Annotated in this window: 14 protein-coding genes; 7 read left to right on the forward strand and 7 right to left on the reverse strand. The window is 61.9% G+C overall.

Annotation, left to right across the window (positions count from 1 at the left end; genetic code table 11):
* Positions 1 to 24 precede the first annotated feature (24 nt).
* The gene (locus tag GGD40_RS02955; protein ID WP_179742747.1) at positions 25 to 672 is read left to right on the forward strand and encodes a GntR family transcriptional regulator; all 648 of its coding nucleotides are present in this window, start codon (positions 25 to 27) and stop codon (positions 670 to 672) included.
* Positions 673 to 705: 33 nt separating this feature from the next.
* On the opposite strand, the gene GGD40_RS02960 is transcribed toward GGD40_RS02955, so the two are convergent.
* Positions 706 to 1,602, reverse strand: a complete 897-nt coding sequence (locus GGD40_RS02960) for a LysR family transcriptional regulator (RefSeq protein WP_179704755.1) — start codon at positions 1,600 to 1,602, stop codon at positions 706 to 708.
* A gap of 194 nt (positions 1,603 to 1,796) precedes the next feature.
* Between GGD40_RS02960 and tam the strand changes: the two genes are divergently transcribed.
* Positions 1,797 to 2,573 carry a trans-aconitate 2-methyltransferase gene (gene tam / locus GGD40_RS02965; RefSeq protein ID WP_179704757.1) on the forward strand — a complete coding sequence of 259 codons (777 nt, stop codon included), beginning with the start codon at positions 1,797 to 1,799 and terminating at the stop codon, positions 2,571 to 2,573.
* Between the two features lie 220 nt (positions 2,574 to 2,793).
* A complete protein-coding gene (locus GGD40_RS02970) occupies positions 2,794 to 3,159 on the forward strand; it encodes a hypothetical protein (protein WP_179742748.1) in 366 nt (121 codons plus the stop codon).
* Positions 3,160 to 3,288: 129 nt separating this feature from the next.
* Here the strand turns inward: GGD40_RS02970 and GGD40_RS02975 are convergent, their stop codons facing one another.
* The 3 genes from GGD40_RS02975 to GGD40_RS02985 form a co-directional block, all read right to left on the reverse strand.
* The gene (locus GGD40_RS02975) at positions 3,289 to 4,500 is read right to left on the reverse strand and encodes a porin (protein WP_179742749.1); all 1,212 of its coding nucleotides are present in this window, start codon (positions 4,498 to 4,500) and stop codon (positions 3,289 to 3,291) included.
* A 44-nt stretch (positions 4,501 to 4,544) separates the two neighbouring features.
* A complete protein-coding gene (locus GGD40_RS02980; protein WP_179742750.1) occupies positions 4,545 to 5,996 on the reverse strand; it encodes an APC family permease in 1,452 nt (483 codons plus the stop codon).
* A 284-nt stretch (positions 5,997 to 6,280) separates the two neighbouring features.
* Positions 6,281 to 7,279 carry an AraC family transcriptional regulator gene (locus GGD40_RS02985; protein ID WP_179704766.1) on the reverse strand — a complete coding sequence of 333 codons (999 nt, stop codon included), beginning with the start codon at positions 7,277 to 7,279 and terminating at the stop codon, positions 6,281 to 6,283.
* Between the two features lie 199 nt (positions 7,280 to 7,478).
* Between GGD40_RS02985 and GGD40_RS02990 the strand changes: the two genes are divergently transcribed.
* From GGD40_RS02990 to GGD40_RS03005, 4 genes are all read left to right on the forward strand, one after another.
* Positions 7,479 to 9,464, forward strand: coding sequence for a primary-amine oxidase (locus GGD40_RS02990; protein WP_179742751.1), 1,986 nt, complete (start codon positions 7,479 to 7,481; stop codon positions 9,462 to 9,464).
* Positions 9,445 to 10,521 (forward strand): hypothetical protein, encoded by a 1,077-nt coding sequence (locus GGD40_RS02995; RefSeq protein ID WP_179742752.1) that lies wholly within the window; start codon positions 9,445 to 9,447, stop codon positions 10,519 to 10,521. Before GGD40_RS02990 ends, GGD40_RS02995 begins: the two co-directional genes overlap by 20 nt.
* Positions 10,522 to 10,552: 31 nt before the next feature.
* Positions 10,553 to 12,031, forward strand: coding sequence for a phenylacetaldehyde dehydrogenase StyD (gene styD / locus GGD40_RS03000; protein ID WP_179742753.1), 1,479 nt, complete (start codon positions 10,553 to 10,555; stop codon positions 12,029 to 12,031).
* 124 nt (positions 12,032 to 12,155) lie between these two features.
* A complete protein-coding gene (locus GGD40_RS03005; protein WP_179704775.1) occupies positions 12,156 to 13,091 on the forward strand; it encodes a LysR substrate-binding domain-containing protein in 936 nt (311 codons plus the stop codon).
* A 101-nt stretch (positions 13,092 to 13,192) separates the two neighbouring features.
* On the opposite strand, the gene GGD40_RS03010 is transcribed toward GGD40_RS03005, so the two are convergent.
* From GGD40_RS03010 to GGD40_RS03020, 3 genes are all read right to left on the reverse strand, one after another.
* Positions 13,193 to 14,854, reverse strand: a complete 1,662-nt coding sequence (locus GGD40_RS03010) for a GMC family oxidoreductase (protein WP_179742754.1) — start codon at positions 14,852 to 14,854, stop codon at positions 13,193 to 13,195.
* A 78-nt stretch (positions 14,855 to 14,932) separates the two neighbouring features.
* The gene (locus GGD40_RS03015) at positions 14,933 to 16,150 is read right to left on the reverse strand and encodes a mandelate racemase/muconate lactonizing enzyme family protein (protein WP_179704783.1); all 1,218 of its coding nucleotides are present in this window, start codon (positions 16,148 to 16,150) and stop codon (positions 14,933 to 14,935) included.
* Positions 16,151 to 17,473: an MFS transporter gene (locus GGD40_RS03020; protein WP_179704785.1), complete on the reverse strand. Its 1,323-nt coding sequence runs from the start codon at positions 17,471 to 17,473 to the stop codon at positions 16,151 to 16,153.
* Positions 17,474 to 17,488 lie beyond the last annotated feature (15 nt).

Genomic DNA, 17,488 nt, shown 5'->3' on the forward strand with positions numbered 1-17,488 from the left:
TCCACGGCGCCCGCAACCAGCTCCATGAAAACTTCGCTTCACCAGACGCTGCAGGACCAGACCTACGACACGCTGCGGCAATGGCTAAGCATCGGCCGCTTCGTGCCGGGCGAGCGCATCAAGATCCGTCACGTGGCGGCTGAACTCGGCGTCGGCGAAATGCCGGTGCGCGCCGCGCTGCAGCGGCTCGCGGCCGAATCCGCGCTGGTCAACGTACCCAATTGCGGCGTCGCGGTGCCGCGTCTGTCCAAGGCGCAATTCGACGACGTGCTGCGCGTGCGTCTGATTCTCGAAGGTCAGGCCGCTGAACTGGGCGTGCCGCATCTCACGTCGCACGACCTGGCGACGCTGGCGCAACTGAACGCGCAAATGGTCGACGCGTTACGCACCGCGAACCCCAAACGCTATCTCGACGCCAACGAAGCATTCCACCTGATCCTCTACCGGGCAGCCGGCTCGCCGCTGCTGCTCGAGCTGATCGAGACGGTGTGGCTGCAGGTCGGTCCGATTTCGAATCTGCTGTTCGGCGACGCGCACTTTGCCGGCACGCTCAACGACGCCCACGACGAACTCCTGAGTGCCGCGACCACGCGCGACGCCGCCGGTGTACGCCGGGCGATCGAACGCGATTTAAGCCACGCCGCGACCTGTTTGCGCGAGCAGTGCGATTAGCGGCGAATCCGCTGATCGCAAGCCTTCATACCTTCAAGCCTTCAGCGTCGCCTGTTCGAGAATCATGTCGTACAGCGCCTGCGCCGCCGGCGACAACTGCGCGGTTTTACGCGCAACGAGAACCAGCGTGCGCGACACGACCGGATGCGTGAGCTCGACGGTCCGAACCGTCGGATAAGCGCCCTTCTGCAACGCCAGCGCCGGCACCACGGCGGCGCCCACCCCTTGCGCGACCAGCCCCACCGCGGTCGAACTACGCTGCACTTCATAAAACGAGCGCAAGGCCAGTTCGCTCGTCTCCAGCGCGACGTCCAGCAACGCGCGGTTGCCGCTCACCTCGCCGGCAAAGATCAGCGGATACGATTGCAGTTGCTGCCACGCGAGGCGCCGCCGCTTCGCGAGCGGATGATCCTGATGGCAAATCAGCACGTAACGGTCTTCGGTCAACGGCACGCTCGCCAGATCCGGATGATGATCGCCCGCGATATTGATGCCGAACTCGACCTCCCGGCGCAGCACCGCCGCCTCCACCGCCGACGACGCGTGATCGAGAATCTTGATGCGGTTATGCGGATAGCGCGCGGAATACGCTTGCAGAATGCGCGGCAAATACTGCACACCGACGGTCGGCACGCAGGCGATCGATACATCGCCACGACGCGCCACGCCCGTTTCGCGGATTTCAACTAGCGCGTCGGCGAGTTCACCGAGAAGCCGCCGCGCTTGCGGCAGAAAACTGCGGCCGATTTCCGTCAGCGCCATGGAGCGCGTGGTCCGTTCGATCAGCGTGACGCCGAGAAACGTTTCGAGCTTGCGCAGACGCTGCGTAATGGCCGTTTGCGTGACATGCAGCGAATCGGCCGCGCTTTGAAAGCTGCCGCGATCGGCAATCGCGACGAATGCCTGAACACCGAGCGTGTCGATTTTCATTAGAAAAATGAAGGAATCGGGAAGATAAATTCATTTTACTCTGCATGCGACGCCGCCGAGAATAGCCGCATCGGATCGGTTCAAGATACCTCACACGAGACCGGCGACGACCGGATTCCGCTATCGACCACCGACGAACACCGACGAACATCCACGACCACCCACGACCACCCACGAACAGAAAGGAGCGTCACATGACATCGACGACGGATTGGTATGCGAAACAGTACGTGTTGTTCGAAAACGAGCGCACGCGTCCGGTCAAGGATCTGCTGGCGGCGGTGCCGGCCACGGACGTCCGGGTTGCGGTCGACATCGGCTGCGGGCCCGGCAATTCCACCGAAGCGCTGGCCGCGCGTCTGCCGGGCGCGGCGGTCAGTGGCCTGGACAGTTCCGCCGACATGGTCGCGGCGGCGCGCAAACGCCTGCCGCAATTCCAGTTCGACGTGGTCGACATTTCCACGTGGGATGCGCCGGGACCGTACGATCTGATTCTTGCCAATGCCGTGCTGCAATGGGTGCCCGACCACGAGCGGCTGTTCCCGTCGCTGGTGACGAAACTCGCGGCCGGCGGCAGCCTCGCGGTGCAGATGCCGGACAATCTCGACGAACCGGCGCACCGCCTGCTGCGCGAAATCGCGCTCGATGGGCCGTGGGCGCCGAAGCTGGCGGGTGTCGAACGCACCATGCGGCATGGCGCGGCCTGGTATTACTCGCTGCTCAAGCCGTTGTGCGCGCGGGTCGACGTGTGGCGCACCGTCTACCATCATCCGCTGACGGGCGGCGCGGACGCGGTGGTCGAGTGGTTCAAGGGCAGCGCGCTGCGGCCGTTTCTGGCCAAACTCGACGACGTCGAAGAACCGGCTTTTCTGCAGCGCTATCGGGACGAGATTGCGCGGGCGTATCCGGCATTGGACGACGGCACGGTGTTGCTGCCCTTTCCGCGACTTTTTGTCGTCGCTACGCGCTAGATTTGTGAGCCAACGCGCTGCTCGCCGGCGCGGCGAAACCGCGCGCCGGCGGTCGGTTCCGTGCGGTTGGGCGCGCACGGCACGACGCGCTGATGGGAAAGGTGCGCCAGGGTACGTCAGACTTTGCCGCTCGCGAATTCTGCGTGATATTGTTCAGTGAAAGCGGAGGACGGTGGTTGCCGTTCTCACTGATATGCCCATTACCGCAGCGAGCGTCGCCATGAGTGATGTACGCCACCATCTGAGTCCACGTGACCGTCTGGAGCTGTTGTGCTGGCTCACATGCGGAAGTCTTGGCGCCTATTACCTGAATGAGGAATGGCCCGACGCGGCGTTTCATGTGCAGGCCGCGCATAAGTGGCTCGACCGGCGGTCGCGGGAGGCGGATTGGTTGAGTATCGCCAGGTTGTCCGCTACCGCTGTTGAGATTGCCAGGCGGCATACCGGGTTTGTCGAGGCGGATTGGGCTCGCGATGCGGTCGAGGAAATTCTCGGTACGGATGAGTTGGATCCTCAGGCCAGGCTGGTGCGCCAGGTTTTTGGGGATTGTCAGAGTGCGCTGGCCGATCGGCGGGTGGCGGATTAGGGATATGCGGTTCTTTGCCTGGATTCCGGATGTGCCGCTACCATCGCAACGCGAGCGAGCCGCTAAAAAGCCATCGGTTTATAAGCGCGCCGGTGGCGCGCGCAGCGCCGCCGGAAGAGCCAGGCCAATTCAAAAATTATGCCGCACGCCCAAAACCACAGCCACCTGCCGATCATCCCCAGAATTCCCCAGATTAGGAATCTGCGCCACATTCAGACTCTGCCCGGAGGGCGCAATCCCAAGCCCGGCCCCAGAAGACTTCTGCCCGATCGCGACGGCATAAACAGCGGTCCGCTTGGACAAACTATAAACCGCCCCAAGATTAACCTGATGCACCCTGGTAGAAGCACTCCCCGAAGGCTTGGCATCGTTAAAAACATAAGCTAACCCAAGCTGCAAATCCGGCGCCAGCATATAGGTCCCATTCACCTCAGCGATATCAAAAGAAACATCCGCGCCACCCGGCGCAGAAGCACTCGCAAAGTACTGACTCTGCGACAACCGCGTATGCGTATAACTCACCGCCACAGTCGCCTTGCCGAACCCATACGAGCCCCCCGCCCCAAAAATCCTCACCTTGCTGGCATTCTGCAACTGACAGTACTGCGCATCCGCATTCGCGCAACTAAAGTCGCCGATATACCCGCTAGTCCCACCTAAAGCCGCCTGCAAAGGCTGGTTCAACTCCAGATACCCCGCACTCAACGACAACGGCCCGCGCGCGTAATTCGCCGCCAGCGCCCACCCTTTATTCTGCGAAAAATTCCCCGCCACACCGCCCAGACTGAACAATCCGCCCACCGTCAATCCACCCAAACTCGGGCTGATGTACTTGATCGAATTGTTGAAATTGAACGCCTCGTTCAGGTTGTCGACATCGCCGAAATGCGAGCCGTACAACGTCGCCCAGTTATTGCTCGACGCATACGCGCCCATGTAGTCGGAGAACGGATCGTATTGACGACCTAACGTCAGCGCGCCATAAGTGCTGTTATTCACGCCGACCCACGCATTACGATTGAACAGCGTGTTCGGCTGCAGCAGCGCCCCGCTGCCAATCAGAAAGCTATTCTCCAACGCAAAGTTAACGGTCGTGCCACCGCCAATATCCTCGGTGCCCATCAGCCCCCAGCGCGACGGCACCAGGTTGCCGCCCGCCAGTTGATAGTTCGCGTGGCCGTGGGTGCTGCCGTCGGCGAGCGTCGTCTGCTGATTGTTGGTGTAGACGATGCCGGCGTCGACCGTGCCATACAGCGTGACCGAAGATTGCGCATGCGCGCCCATCGCGAGGCCGCACGCGGCCAGCGCAAGCGCCGAGCGCTTGACGAAAGTGTCTGCCATGATTTTCTCGGGAAGTGAGGTTTATTGTTGTGCGCGTGCTTCGATCACTGGCCGAAGCGGGCGTAGATATCCGGGCGCTTCTGGCGCAGGATCAGACCGATCGCGACGCCGGCCAGCGCGACCGCCAATACGATCCACGGAAAAGCTTTGACGACCGGGCTGTCGGAGCCGCTGAGCGCATCGAGGTTGCGCGCCAGAATCACGCCGATAGACAGCAGTCCAAGGCCGCCTACCAACGGCGCAATCAGCGCATGCCACAACCGCGTGTCCTTGCGGGTCTTGCGAAAATAAGCAATCACCGAAAAACTCGTCACGGCCTGCAGCATCACGATACCGATCGTGCCAAGCGCCGAACACCAACTGAACACAATGTTGAACGGGTCGCTACCCGCGGCGATAAAAAGTCCGAGCAACACGCACACGGACAGCGTCTGCAGATAACTCGCCACATACGGCGAACGGTATTTCGCATGCACGCGATTGAGCACTTGCGGCAGGATGCCTTCCAGACTCAATGCATGGATGTACCGCACCAGCGTGTTATGGAACGACAGCAGGCTCGCGAAAATACTGCTGAGTAATAGAAAGCTCATCACCGTCGTCACCGCGCCGCCCAGATATTTACCGGACTGAATAAACCAGAAATCGCCGGGCTGTTTGGTTGCGACGGCAACGACGTCGTTCAAACCGTACGCACAAACAATCGTCCACGTGACGAACGCAAAGAACGCGAGAATCAGCGTCACCGACACATACGTCGCGCGCGGCACGGTGACCTTCGGATCGCGGCATTCCTTGCCGTAGATCGCGGTGGCCTCGAAACCGATGAACGATGCAAACGCGAACATCACCGCAATGCCGAGATGTCCGCTGAACACGTGGCGCGGCGTGAACGGCGCGAGCGTCAGACCGTCCGGTCCACCACCGTGTACGACGATCGCCACGGCAAGCAGCAACAGAATGCCGAGTTCGAGACACATCAGCACGCCGACCAGGCGGCTGTTCAGATCGATCCCGCGAATGCCGGTGAACTGCACCACCGCGACACAGAGCAACGAATAACCGTACCAGGGCAACGCCGTATGCAGTAGCGGCGAAAGAATCACCGTGCAGAAGAAGCCGAATAGACCATAGAGCGCGATCTGGATAAACGTGTACGACATCAGCGCGACGAGCGCACCCGCCATGCCCAACGGTCGGCCGAGTCCGGCGGTGATATACGCGTAGAACGCGCCGGCGCGCACCACGTGCCGGCTCATCGACGCAAATCCCACGCTGAAGATCAGTAACACCACGCCGGCAATCAGGAACGCGCCCGGAATGCCCGCGCCGTTGCCGAGACTGATGGCGGGCGGCACCGCACCGAGCATGCCGGTCAACGGCGCGGCCGCGGAGATCACAAGAAACACGATCTGCCACAAACCCAGCGTGTTGCCCTTCAATTCCACAGGATTCTCCGTATCGACCACACGGGTCGGAGAATAAGGTTCGTTCATCGCTGCCTCTGCTTGTGTTGGCTAGTCTGGAACTCGCCTCAACCCCGGCACGGCTGGTTCAGGCGCTCGGTTGACCGACGTTCGATGTTTCGGTGTGAGCGCATGGTAGGCAGCTAAAAAATAAAGCGACTTCGCGAACCGCGCCAAATTTTCGATAATTTGCGCCAATGCGCGCACAAGCGATTCGCTCGACGCTCTGGACTCGATGCTTAGGAACGGGAAGTATTTGTGTGTGAGACAGCGCCGCCGCCCCGTTAGCTTTCAGAATGAAAGTGAAGGACGTATCAGGGTTTCTTCCAGTTACGCGTGGCGCGCCACAACACGGTGGCATCCGCATAGCCGACCGCGCGAGCGATCGCCGCGTTGGTCAGGTCGTCGCGTTCTAGCAGACCTTCAACGCTGCGCTGCCGCGCTTCACGCAAAATCTGCCGCACCGACGTGCCCTCCTGCGCGAGGTGCCGTTGCAGCGAACGGTGTGAAAGGCCGAGGTCTTTGGCGATGTCGGCCACCACCAGCTTTTCATGCGCGAGCCGACGGGTCACCAGATCGCGCACCTGGTCGACGACGCTGTGCGGCATCGCATCGCGCGCGATCAGATCGGTGGCGTGGCGCTCCATCATCCGCGCCATTTGCGTATCGGCGCTTTTCAGCGATGCGTCGAGATCCTGCGGCCGCAGAATCACGCTATTGAAAGGCTGTTGAAACCGCACCGGCACACGAAAAATGCGGGCATACGGTTTGATGTCCGCGGGCGCAGCGTGCTCGAAATGCACCTCGGCCGGATTCCACGCGGCGCCGCGCACGAGCCGGATCATGTGGCACATGATCGAAATGCTGTACTCGGCGTCCTGACGACGCGGCCAGATTTGCGGACTGGCCACCTGGTAAGTCCACATGGGCCATTCGCCGTCGCGCAGCAATTCGCAGGAGGTCGTGTTCTGCCATGACGCGAGCGCAAGCGTGAACTTGCGCAGCGCCGCGTTCAGCGTGGGTGACGACAAAAACACGAGCCCAGCGGGCCCGAGTTCCGTTAATTGCAACTCGCTGCCCAGACGCAGGCCGAGGGTGGCTTCGCCGAGCACTTCCGCGGCGCGTTCGAACGCTGCGACATAGCGTGTGAGCGGCAGAATTTCATACGGATTCGACAGCAGGCGACGGCTCATGCCAAACGCCTCCAGCAGTGCGTCGCAATCGGCGCCCGATGCGTCGAGCGCGCGTACGACCGGTCCCATGACCGCCGCGCGGATCATCGGGAAACTGTCGTTGAGCGTGACTTTTTTCATGCTTACTGTCTCCAATCCAGTCTTCGCTGAAGGTCTGGCCGCCTGATTTCCTTGGCGCACTTTATCGTTCATTTGGCGCGATAAGCAAGCGCGAAAATAATATTGGGTTCCTACGATTTGCCATCGACTCAGCGTTTGCCGCGCGTCACCGAAGCTCGCGAGCGCGCTGTGCGGTCCAGCAACTCCTTACGGGAATTCTATGAACACGCATGCCTCGAAAGCCGCTCACGCCCCCGTTCATCCGCTCGATCCGCTGAGCGGCGAGGAAATGCAGCTCGCCTGCGATCTCGTGAAAGCGGCCGAACAACTCGATGCGCACGCACGCTTTCCGATGGTCGAATTGCGCGAGCCGCCGAAGTCCGAAGTCGTCGCCTTCAAAGCCGGCGCGTATTTTTCGCGCGCGGCGTTCGTGCTGGCCATTGACCGATCGAACGGCCGAACGATCGAATTCAATGTGGACCTGAGAGAAAAGAACATCGCCTCACGTAAGGTGCTGCCGTTCGATCAGGCGCCCTACGGTCAGCCGCCGGTCATGATCGACGACTTCATGAACGCCGAGCAGATCGTCAAAAGCGACGCCGCATGGCGCGTCGCGGTGATGAAACGCGGCTTGAGCGAGCGCGATCTGGAGCGCGTGCAGGTGGATCCGTTTTCGGCGGGCTGCTTCGATCGCGAGAATGAAAATGGCCGGCGCCTGGTGCGTTGCGTGAGTTACTACCGAGAGACGCTGACCGACAATGGCTACGCGCATCCGATCGAAGGCGTGGTCGCGGTGGTCGATCTGCTGGACAGGAAAGTGATCGAACTGGTGGACGACGGCCGCATCATTCCGATTCCGCGCGCCAAACACAACTACGACACGCCGAGCCTCGGCGAACCGCGCGGCACGCTCAAACCGCTATCGATCAGCCAGCCCGACGGCCCGAGCTTCACGATCGACGGCTGGCAAGTCAACTGGCAGAACTGGAATTTTCGCGTCGGCTTCACGCCGCGCGAAGGGCTGGTGCTGCATCAACTGTCGTGGGACGACGGCAAGAACGCGCGACCGATCATCTACCGCGCGAGCGTCACGGAAATGTGCGTGCCGTATGCCGACCCGAGCACCAACCACTACTGGAAAAGCGCGTTCGACGCCGGTGAATACGGTCTCGGCAAACTCGCGAACCAGCTCGAACTCGGTTGCGATTGTCTGGGCACGATCCGCTATTTCGACATTCCCTCCGCCGACGATTTCGGCAACGCGTTCGTGATGAAGAACGCCGTCTGCATGCACGAGGAAGACTACGGCACGCTGTGGAAGCACTATGAATTCCGCACCGGCGTGTTCGAAATGCGCCGCTCGCGACGTCTGGTGATTTCGTTCTTCGCCACGGTCGGCAACTACGATTACGGCTTCTACTGGTACCTGTATCAGGACGGCACGATTCAGCTCGAATGCAAGCTGACCGGCATCGTGCAGACTTCGGCGGTGGCCGACGGCGACAGCTATCCGTGGGGCGGCATGATCACCGAAAACCTCGGTGGCCCGACCCATCAGCACTTCTTCAACGCCCGCCTGCACATGATGGTGGACGGCGAACGCAACACCGTCACCGAACATGAATTCGTGCCGCGTCCAATGGGCGAAACGAATCCGTACGGCAACGTCTTCGACACGACGAAGCGCGTGTTCCGCACCGAGAGCGAAGGCGCGCGCGTCGCGAACGGTAGCACCGGCCGCTACTGGAAGGTCACCAACCCGAACGTGAAAAACGCGGTCGGCGCGCATCCGGGCTACAAGCTGATCGTCAACGACTCGCCGCTGATGCTCGCCGACGAGCGCTCGAAAGTCCGGCAGCGCGGCGGCTTCGCGACGCGTCATGTGTGGGTCACGCCGTTCGATCCGGCCGAGCGCTACGCGAGCGGCGACTATCCGAACCAGCATGCGGGCGGCGACGGCCTGCCGCGCTATATCGAGGCGAACCGCAACATCGAGAATGAAGACCTCGTGTTGTGGCATAGCTTCGGCCACACGCATGTGTGCAAACCGGAAGACTTCCCGGTCATGCCGGTGGAGTACGCGGGTTTCATGTTGAAGCCGAACAACTTCTTCACGGCCAACCCGACGATGGACTTGCCGGCCGAGCGGGATCAGAACAGCGTCGAAGACGGCAAGTCCATGGATCATGGCTGCTGCAAGCACTGATTCGGCGATGCACGTGCGCCGCGCGAGCACCACAGGCCTGGCGTGTGCACTGCTCGCAGGCGGCGCCGCGACGCTGGTGGTGCTAGCCGGCTTCGGTCAACCCACCAGCGCACTCTGGCTGAGCGCGTTGACGCTCGCGACGATGATCGGCGTGCCTTTGCTGATGGCACGTCCAGCAGGTACGCACAACGCGCTGGCGACGGCGGCGACACTGATCGTGACGATGACCGCAATGAGCGCGGTGCCGCCGTATCTGCGCGGATTGGCGCACGGTACGCTGGTTGCGACCCTCGTGCTGATGGTGGGTGCGGGAGCGTGTGTCTATCGGTTGCGTCTTGCCGCCGTGGGTGCCGATGCCGAGCCGCATCACGGCGACGCAGGCGGCGTGACCAACGCATACCGGACCACCGCCTCGACCTCACGCATCGCATCGCTGAACACGGACGGGGCAGTCAACACCGGCCGTCAAACCACGGCGCGCCTTGCCTCGCTCGCCTTGTTTGCCGGCCTGTCGAGCGGCAGCCTCGCCCGCTTCCAGCTATCCGCGCTCTGCGGCGCTAGCGGGGCGCAATCGTTCTGGCAGATCGCCCTCACCCTGACAGCCGTCTGCGCACTGGCCTACCTCGCGGACCGATCGCGCGGCAATGCCACGTTAACCGCGTTATACCTGGCCCGCGCGGCGCTGGTCGGCACGCTCGCGCTGACCGACAGCCCCGCACTCGCTCCGCTCGCAGCCAGGATTTTCCTGGTGCTCGATTGCCTGACGATCCCCGCACTGCTGAACCTGCGCGGCAACGCGTCCAATGCAGCCAACGCGTCCAGCGCGCCCGCCATCTTGAGCACCACCTGCCCCGGCATCGCGCATCACGTCGGCATGGTGGTGGGCGCTGCGCTATCGACCACCTCGTATTTTTTCGGCGACGGTTTCGTCGTGCTGTACGCATTCAGTGCCGTAGCGAACGTGATTTGCGCCGCGTCGCTGGTGAGCCATCAGCGCGATAGAAGCACACGTCACCGCCATTCAACGGCCTACCACCCGACCACCCCTTCCGCCTGACGCAACAACACATTCACGGAGACGACCCATCATGATCGAACAACACCTCGCAGCCGGTCTGCCATGCACCATGTTCATCAACGGCGAAAAGACCCGCAGCGCAGCAGGCAACACCTTTCCCGTGTTCAACCCGGCCACGGCGGAAGAACTTGCGCAGATTCCGGACGCGTCGGACGCGGATATCGATCACGCGGTGCGAACCTCGAAAGCCGCCTTCGAATCCGACGCGTGGCGCAACATGCCGCCCGCCGCGCGCGAACGTCTGCTGCTGAAGCTCGCCGACCTCGTCGAACAGCACACCGACGAACTCGCCACACTGGAAACCCTGAACCAGGGCAAGCTGATCGGCTTCTCGAAGATGCTGGAAGTGTCGGGCAGCGTGCAATGGTTGCGCTACATGGCCGGCTGGGCCACCAAGATCGAAGGCACGACGTTCGATCTGTCGATTCCTTTCCCGCCCGGCACGCGCTACAACGGGTCGACGAAACGCGTACCGGCCGGCGTCGTCGCCGCGATCGTGCCGTGGAATTTCCCGCTGCTGATGGCGGTCTGGAAGATCGCACCGGCGCTCGCCTGCGGCTGCACGGTGGTGCTGAAACCCGCCGAAGAAACGCCGCTGACGGCCATTCGCCTCGCCGAACTCGCGTATGAAGCGGGTTTCCCGGCCGGCGTGTTCAACGTCGTCACCGGCCGTGGCGAAACCGCCGGCGCGGCGCTGGTCCGGCATCCGCTGGTGAACAAGGTCACGTTCACGGGCTCGACGGAGGTGGGCCGCATCATCGGGCGTCAATGCGCGGGCGATCTGAAGCGGGCATCGCTCGAGTTGGGCGGCAAGAGCCCGGTGATCGTGCTCGACGACTGCGATCCGCGCAAAGCGATCGAAGGCGCCGCCGGTGCGATCTTCTTCAACCACGGCCAGGTGTGTACGGCGGGTTCGCGTCTGTATGTTGCCCGCTCGATTTACGACGAGGTCGTGCAAGGTATCGCCGCAGTGGCCGACGGCATCGCGCTAGGTTCGGGCTTCGACGCCGCGACGCAGATGGGACCGATGGTTTCCGCGCGTCATCGCGACAAGGTGGTCGGCATGATCGCGCAAGGCCACGAGGAAGGCGGCGAAATCCTCTCGCGCGATGCGCGGGTGGTCGGCAATGGCTACTTTGTCCGCCCGACGGTGATCGCCAATCGCGCGAGCAAACCGCTCACCGTCATGAAGGAAGAAGTGTTCGGCCCCGTGCTGGTCGCCATGCCCTACGACGATCTCGACGAAGTGCTCGCCGCCGCGAACGCGTCCGAGTACGGGCTCGGCGCGAGCGTGTGGACCAATCAGCTCGACAAGGCGCTGCGCCTCGTTGATGGCATCGAGGCCGGCACCGTGTGGGTCAACACGCACAATATGGTCGATCCCGCCATGCCGTTCGGCGGGTTCAAGGCATCCGGCATCGGCCGTGAGCATGGCAAGGCGATCATCGATTCCTATACGGAGAGCAAGTCCGTCTGTATCGCCTATTGACGGTGCGTCGCCTGCGCAACGCTTTCTTCGCGCCAACCGAAGTGCGATGCAGGTAAGCAGCTAAAATACCGGGGCACCGCGCCGTCGCGCGTCACGTCCCCGGTCGAATACCTTGAAACGCAAAATGCCCGCGCTCAACGCGCTCAAAGCCTTCGAAGTCGCCGGCCGGACGGGCAGCTTCACCCGCGCCGCGGAATTGCTCAACGTAACGCAAAGCGCAGTCAGCCGGCAGGTCCGGCAACTGGAGACGCAACTGGGCGAGACGTTATTGCAACGTCACCATCACCATCTGGAACTCTCCGCCGCCGGCCGTATCTTGCTGCAAGCCCTGCAACACTCGTTCGACCGCATCGAACTCACGGTGCGCAGCCTGCAGGATAAAACCCACCGCAACCGTCTGCGCATCAATGCCCCACCCACTTTCACGAGCCGCTGGCTGATGCCGCGCCTGGGTCGCCTGCGCGACGCCTATCCGCATCTCGAACTCAGCCTGTCGACCCGCGTCGACGACAACCTCGCGGAGTCCGGCGTGCTCGACTGCGCAATCCGCTTCGGCAACGGCGAATGGGAAGGTTTCGACAATCGTCTGCTGATGAACGAGCGGCACATCGCCGTCTGTGCACCAGGTTTGCTCGCGCGTCAGGCGGGCCGCGCGGCGCTCGACCTGAATCAGTTCACCCTGCTGCATGTGCTCGCCAGCGCCGATCAGCGCTACCTCACGTGGCAGCATTGGCTGAAGGCGGCGGGCATCGACAACGTCGACACCAGCGGTGGCTATGAATTCGATCTGCTCGACCACGCGATTCGCGCAGCGATCGACGGGCTCGGCGTAACGATCGCCGATCGTCACATGATTGGCCGCGAACTCGCGGAAGGCCTGCTCGTCCCCGTGCTGAACGTGCATGTGGATGGCCACCAGTCCTACTGGTTCGTCACGCGCGAGGGACAAGACGATCTGCCCCACGTGGCGCTGTTTCGCGACTGGCTGCAACAGGAAATCTGGCTGAGCGGCATGACGCTCGATTCGTCGGAGTCGGCGCCGCTGGGCGACACGCTTTGATCCGCTCGATAGTGCCGCGCGAGCGGACATAGAAAAACCGCGCCGATACACGCGTATCGGCGCGGTTTTTTATTGCATTGAAGAACTCAAACCATCAACGATCAAGCCGCCGCGGCCAACTCCGCTGCCTTCGGTTGATGCGCGGCTTCGCGCGCGGCATCTTCGAGAATCATCTCGGCGCCCTTTTCCGCGACCATCATGGTCGGCGCATTGATATTGCCGGACGTGATATTCGGAAAGATCGACGCATCCACCACCCGCAAGCCGGCCATGCCATGCACACGCAAACGCGCATCGACCACCGAGGTGCGCGGATCGTCGCCCATCGCGCAAGAACCGCACAGGTGATAGATCGAACCCGACTGCTCGCGGAAGTACTGCAGGAAGCCTTCGCGGGTATTCACCTGCGGCCCCGGCGAGATTTCCTCGACCGTGATCGCCTTCAGTGCCGGCGCCGCCATCACCTGACGAACCAGCTCGCAGCCCTGGATCACCTCGTCGATATCCTTCTCCGTGGTCAGTGCGTTGATGCGAATCTTCGCGGCGTCTTCAGCGCGGTTCGACGCGATCTCAATCGAACCACGGCTGGTCGGACGGCACGGATTGAAGGCCAGCAGGAAACCCGAATACGGTTCCGGTTCGAGACTCGCCTTGCTGCTCTTCGGAATGCGATACGACAACGGATTGAAATAGAGCTGCAGATTCGGCTGCGTCTCGTGCTCGTTGCCTTTGAAGAAGCCGCCCGACTGGTTCACGCTCATCGCAAGCGGCCCCTTACGCGTCAGCAGATACTGCAAGCCGAGCTTCAGCTTGCCGAGCAGCGGCCGCATCTCGTCGTTCAGCGTCTTCATATTCGCGCGGTAGTAGAAGCTCACGCACAGATGATCCTGCAGGTTCTGACCCACGGCGGGCAGTTCCTTGACCATCGCGATGCGATGCTGCGCGAGCAACGCGCTGTCGCCCACGCCCGAGAGTTGCAGCAGCTTCGGCGAATCGACCGCGCCCGCCGACAGAATCACTTCACGGTTCGCCGTGAATTGCCGCGCCGCGCCGTTCTGCGTGACGCTCACGCCGATCGCGCGCTGATTGCCGTCGAATAGCACGCGGCTCACGAGCACCTCGCGCTCGACCGTCAGGTTCTTGCGCGACAGCACCGGATGCAGATACTCGAAACTGCTCGACGAACGCTGACCGTTACGCGTATTCACGTCGTAAATGCCCGCGCCTTCGAAGTTCGCGCCATTGAAGTCGTCGCTGCGCTGATAACCGGCCTGGTCGCATCCTTTGAGGAACACGTGGCAAATCGGGTGCACGTCGTCTTTCATCGGCGAAATACGGATCGGGCCGTCCGCGCCGTGATAGTCCGTGTTGCCGAGCGGATGCGATTCGAGCTTGCGAAAATACGGCAGCACGTCGCGAAACGCCCAACCTGGGTTGCCCGCCGCGGCCCAATCGTCGAAATCATGCGGCTGGCCGCGCACATAGATCATCGCGTTGATCGAACCCGAGCCGCCCTGCACCTTGCCGCGCGGACAATAGATCGGCCGGTTGTCGAGTTCCTTTTCGGGCTCGCTGTAGTACATCCAGTTGTAGGTTTCGTTGTAATACGTCTTGGTGAAACCCACCGGAATCTTGAACCAGAACGAGCTGTCCTTGCCGCCCGCTTCCAGCAGCAGCACCGAATATTGGCCCGACGCCGACAGGCGATTAGCGAGAATGCAGCCCGCCGAACCCGCGCCGACGATGATGTAATCGTAGTTCATGCTCTATGTCGCCAGACGGCGCCCAATCCATTGAATACTGATGCCACGTTCAACCGAGGCCGATCTACTTCAACCGCTTCAACCCTTGGCCGGCGCGAGGTCTTTCACGTCGACCGGTTGTGCGGCCATTTGCAGATGCAGACGCTCGCCGGTGTACGGCGTGTGCTGCCTGACGACGTCCATGTTCAACTCGACGCCCAAGCCCGGTTCCTGCGACGGAATGATGTAGCCGTCTTCCCATTGAATCGGCTTCTTCAGCACTGCCGCATGGAAACCGTCCCACGTGCCGATGCTTTCCTGAATCAGGAAATTCGGCGTGCAGGTCGCGAGCTGAATACTGGCCGCCGCGCCGATCGGCCCGTTGTACAGATGCGGTGCGATCTGCGCGTAATACACCTCGGCCAGCGTCGCGACTTTCTTCGCTTCGAGCAGACCGCCCACGCGCGCCACGTTCAATTGCAGAATCGACGCGGCGCCCGCTTCGAGCAGCTTGAAGAACTCGTACTTGGTGGTCAGACGTTCGCCCGCCGCGATCGGAATGCTGGTGTGTCGCGCGACTTGCGCCATTGCGCCTTCCTGGCCCGGCGGCACCGGTTCTTCGAACCACAACGGGTCGTATTTTTCGAGCCGCCTGGCAAGACGAATCGCCGACGACGGCACCATCTGCCCATGCGTGCCGAACAGCAGATCGGCCTTGCTGCCCACGGCTTCGCGCACGCGCCGGCAGAAAGTCTCACAACGGTCCAGCACTTCCATCGACAGTTGATGGCCCGAATACGCGGTGTACGGACCGGCGGGGTCGAACTTGACCGCGGTGAAGCCGCGCTTCACGTTCTCGAGCGCGCATTCGGCCGCGAGATCGGGATCGTCGTAGTCGTACTCGCCACGGCTGTTCTTCGGATACAGATACGTGTACGAGCGCAGACGCTGGTTGACCATGCCGCCCATCAGCTCATACACCGGCTTGTTGGCCGCCTTGCCGATAATGTCCCAACACGCCATTTCGAGGCCGCTGACCACACCCATCATCGTCAGATCGGGGCGTTGCGTGAAACCGCTCGAATACGCTTCGCGCCAGAGCCGCTCGATATGATGCGGGTCCTTATCGAGCAGATAACGGCCGAATACATCGTCGATGATGGCGGTCATCGCCTTCGGATGAAACGTCGCCGAATAGATTTCGCCGACGCCTTCAATACCGCAATCGGTCTTGAGCTTGACGAAGATCCAGTACATGCCGCCCACATGCGGCGGCGGGACGGCGACGATATGCGTTTCGAGCGAGACAACTTTCATTTACGCACCCTCTTTTCTGTTAAGCATGTTTCTCAGCGCGAGCCCGGCAAACCCACCGAGCGCCGCCATGGCGGCCACATAGCCGAAATACAGTTGATAGCCGAAGACGCCCGGGAAGTTCTGCGTCAGATAGCCGTTGATCAGCGGCAGGAACACGTCCGGCGAATAACCGAGCACGGAGATCAGGCCGATTGCGAGACCCATCGTGGTGACCGGAATATTGCAGCGGTCCAGCAGCGACCAGTAAAGGCCGCGAATCGCGTACGTCAGAATGCCGATAAACAGCACGAGGAACACCAGCAGCACGTGGCTCGAAATACGCGGCGCCGCCATCAGACCGAGCAGCGACAAGGCGGCGAGAAACAGCGCGATCACCAGCACCGACACCTTCGAATAACGGTCGCCGAGAAAGCCGCCGCCAATGCCGCCGATCGGCCGCATCCACAGCTTGAGCGTGGTGATCGTGCCGGCCATCACCACGGTCAAACCGATCTCGCCTTCGTGCAGATAAGCGGAGAAACTGTACGTGGCCCAGAACACCTGATAGCCGCAAAACACGATCGCGGCGACCAGCCACAGCTCGGGAATCTTCGCGAGCGTTTTCAGATCGACCAGCACGTTGCTGCGTTGACGCGATGCGCGATTGGCCGCGGCATCTTCCGCGCCTCGCGGATCTTTGACCAACGCCAGAATCACACCGAGCGCGATACACAGAATCGCGTACATATAAACAACCAGCTTGAAACCGGCTGCAACCGTTTCGCCCTTGGTCTGCGTCACCCACGCGAACAGCGAGATCGCGATGGTCGCGAGCATCGCTTCGATCAGGCCGCGGCCACCGTCGAGCAAACCGAAGAAGCGGCCCTGCTCCTGCGCGCCGGCAATCATCGTCACGCGTTTAATGACGGCGGCCCAGAACGTCAACCCGGTCGACAGGCCCCAGCCGCCGAAGATCAGCATCAGCATCGGGAACGACGGCGCGGTCGAATACCACAAGCCCAGCACGCCGGTTGCGATCAGCGAAAAGCAGATCAACAGACGCGGTGCGATACGGTCTGCCAGCCAGCCGCTCGGCAGATAGCTCAGCAGAAAAATCGTGCCCAGCGACGAATACAGATAGCCCAGTTGGCTATCGGTGATGTGGAACACTTCGAGCATCGTCGGCTGATACACCTGCCGCAGATAGAGAATCGGATAGATCGCGCCGGCGGCGATCACCAGCAGCATGAGCTGGATATAGCGTTGAGCCTTGTTGGCTTGCAGTGCGGCTTCGGCGTCGCTTAAAGCGACCGAGGCGGCGTGACGAACGGGTTGCGATGACACGTGAGCGCTCCTCAG

Origin of the sequence: Paraburkholderia bryophila, from assembly GCF_013409255.1 — a bacterium.
Lineage (GTDB): Bacteria > Pseudomonadota > Gammaproteobacteria > Burkholderiales > Burkholderiaceae > Paraburkholderia.

Coding starts and splice junctions, on each gene's coding strand:
- GGD40_RS02955 (WP_179742747.1), top strand. CDS start 25: ATGAAAACTTCGCTTCACCAGACGCTGCAGGACCAGACCTACGACACG.
- GGD40_RS02960 (WP_179704755.1), bottom strand. CDS start 1,602: ATGAAAATCGACACGCTCGGTGTTCAGGCATTCGTCGCGATTGCCGAT.
- tam (WP_179704757.1), top strand. CDS start 1,797: ATGACATCGACGACGGATTGGTATGCGAAACAGTACGTGTTGTTCGAA.
- GGD40_RS02970 (WP_179742748.1), top strand. CDS start 2,794: ATGAGTGATGTACGCCACCATCTGAGTCCACGTGACCGTCTGGAGCTG.
- GGD40_RS02975 (WP_179742749.1), bottom strand. CDS start 4,500: ATGGCAGACACTTTCGTCAAGCGCTCGGCGCTTGCGCTGGCCGCGTGC.
- GGD40_RS02980 (WP_179742750.1), bottom strand. CDS start 5,996: ATGAACGAACCTTATTCTCCGACCCGTGTGGTCGATACGGAGAATCCT.
- GGD40_RS02985 (WP_179704766.1), bottom strand. CDS start 7,279: ATGAAAAAAGTCACGCTCAACGACAGTTTCCCGATGATCCGCGCGGCG.
- GGD40_RS02990 (WP_179742751.1), top strand. CDS start 7,479: ATGAACACGCATGCCTCGAAAGCCGCTCACGCCCCCGTTCATCCGCTC.
- GGD40_RS02995 (WP_179742752.1), top strand. CDS start 9,445: ATGGCTGCTGCAAGCACTGATTCGGCGATGCACGTGCGCCGCGCGAGC.
- styD (WP_179742753.1), top strand. CDS start 10,553: ATGATCGAACAACACCTCGCAGCCGGTCTGCCATGCACCATGTTCATC.
- GGD40_RS03005 (WP_179704775.1), top strand. CDS start 12,156: ATGCCCGCGCTCAACGCGCTCAAAGCCTTCGAAGTCGCCGGCCGGACG.
- GGD40_RS03010 (WP_179742754.1), bottom strand. CDS start 14,854: ATGAACTACGATTACATCATCGTCGGCGCGGGTTCGGCGGGCTGCATT.
- GGD40_RS03015 (WP_179704783.1), bottom strand. CDS start 16,150: ATGAAAGTTGTCTCGCTCGAAACGCATATCGTCGCCGTCCCGCCGCCG.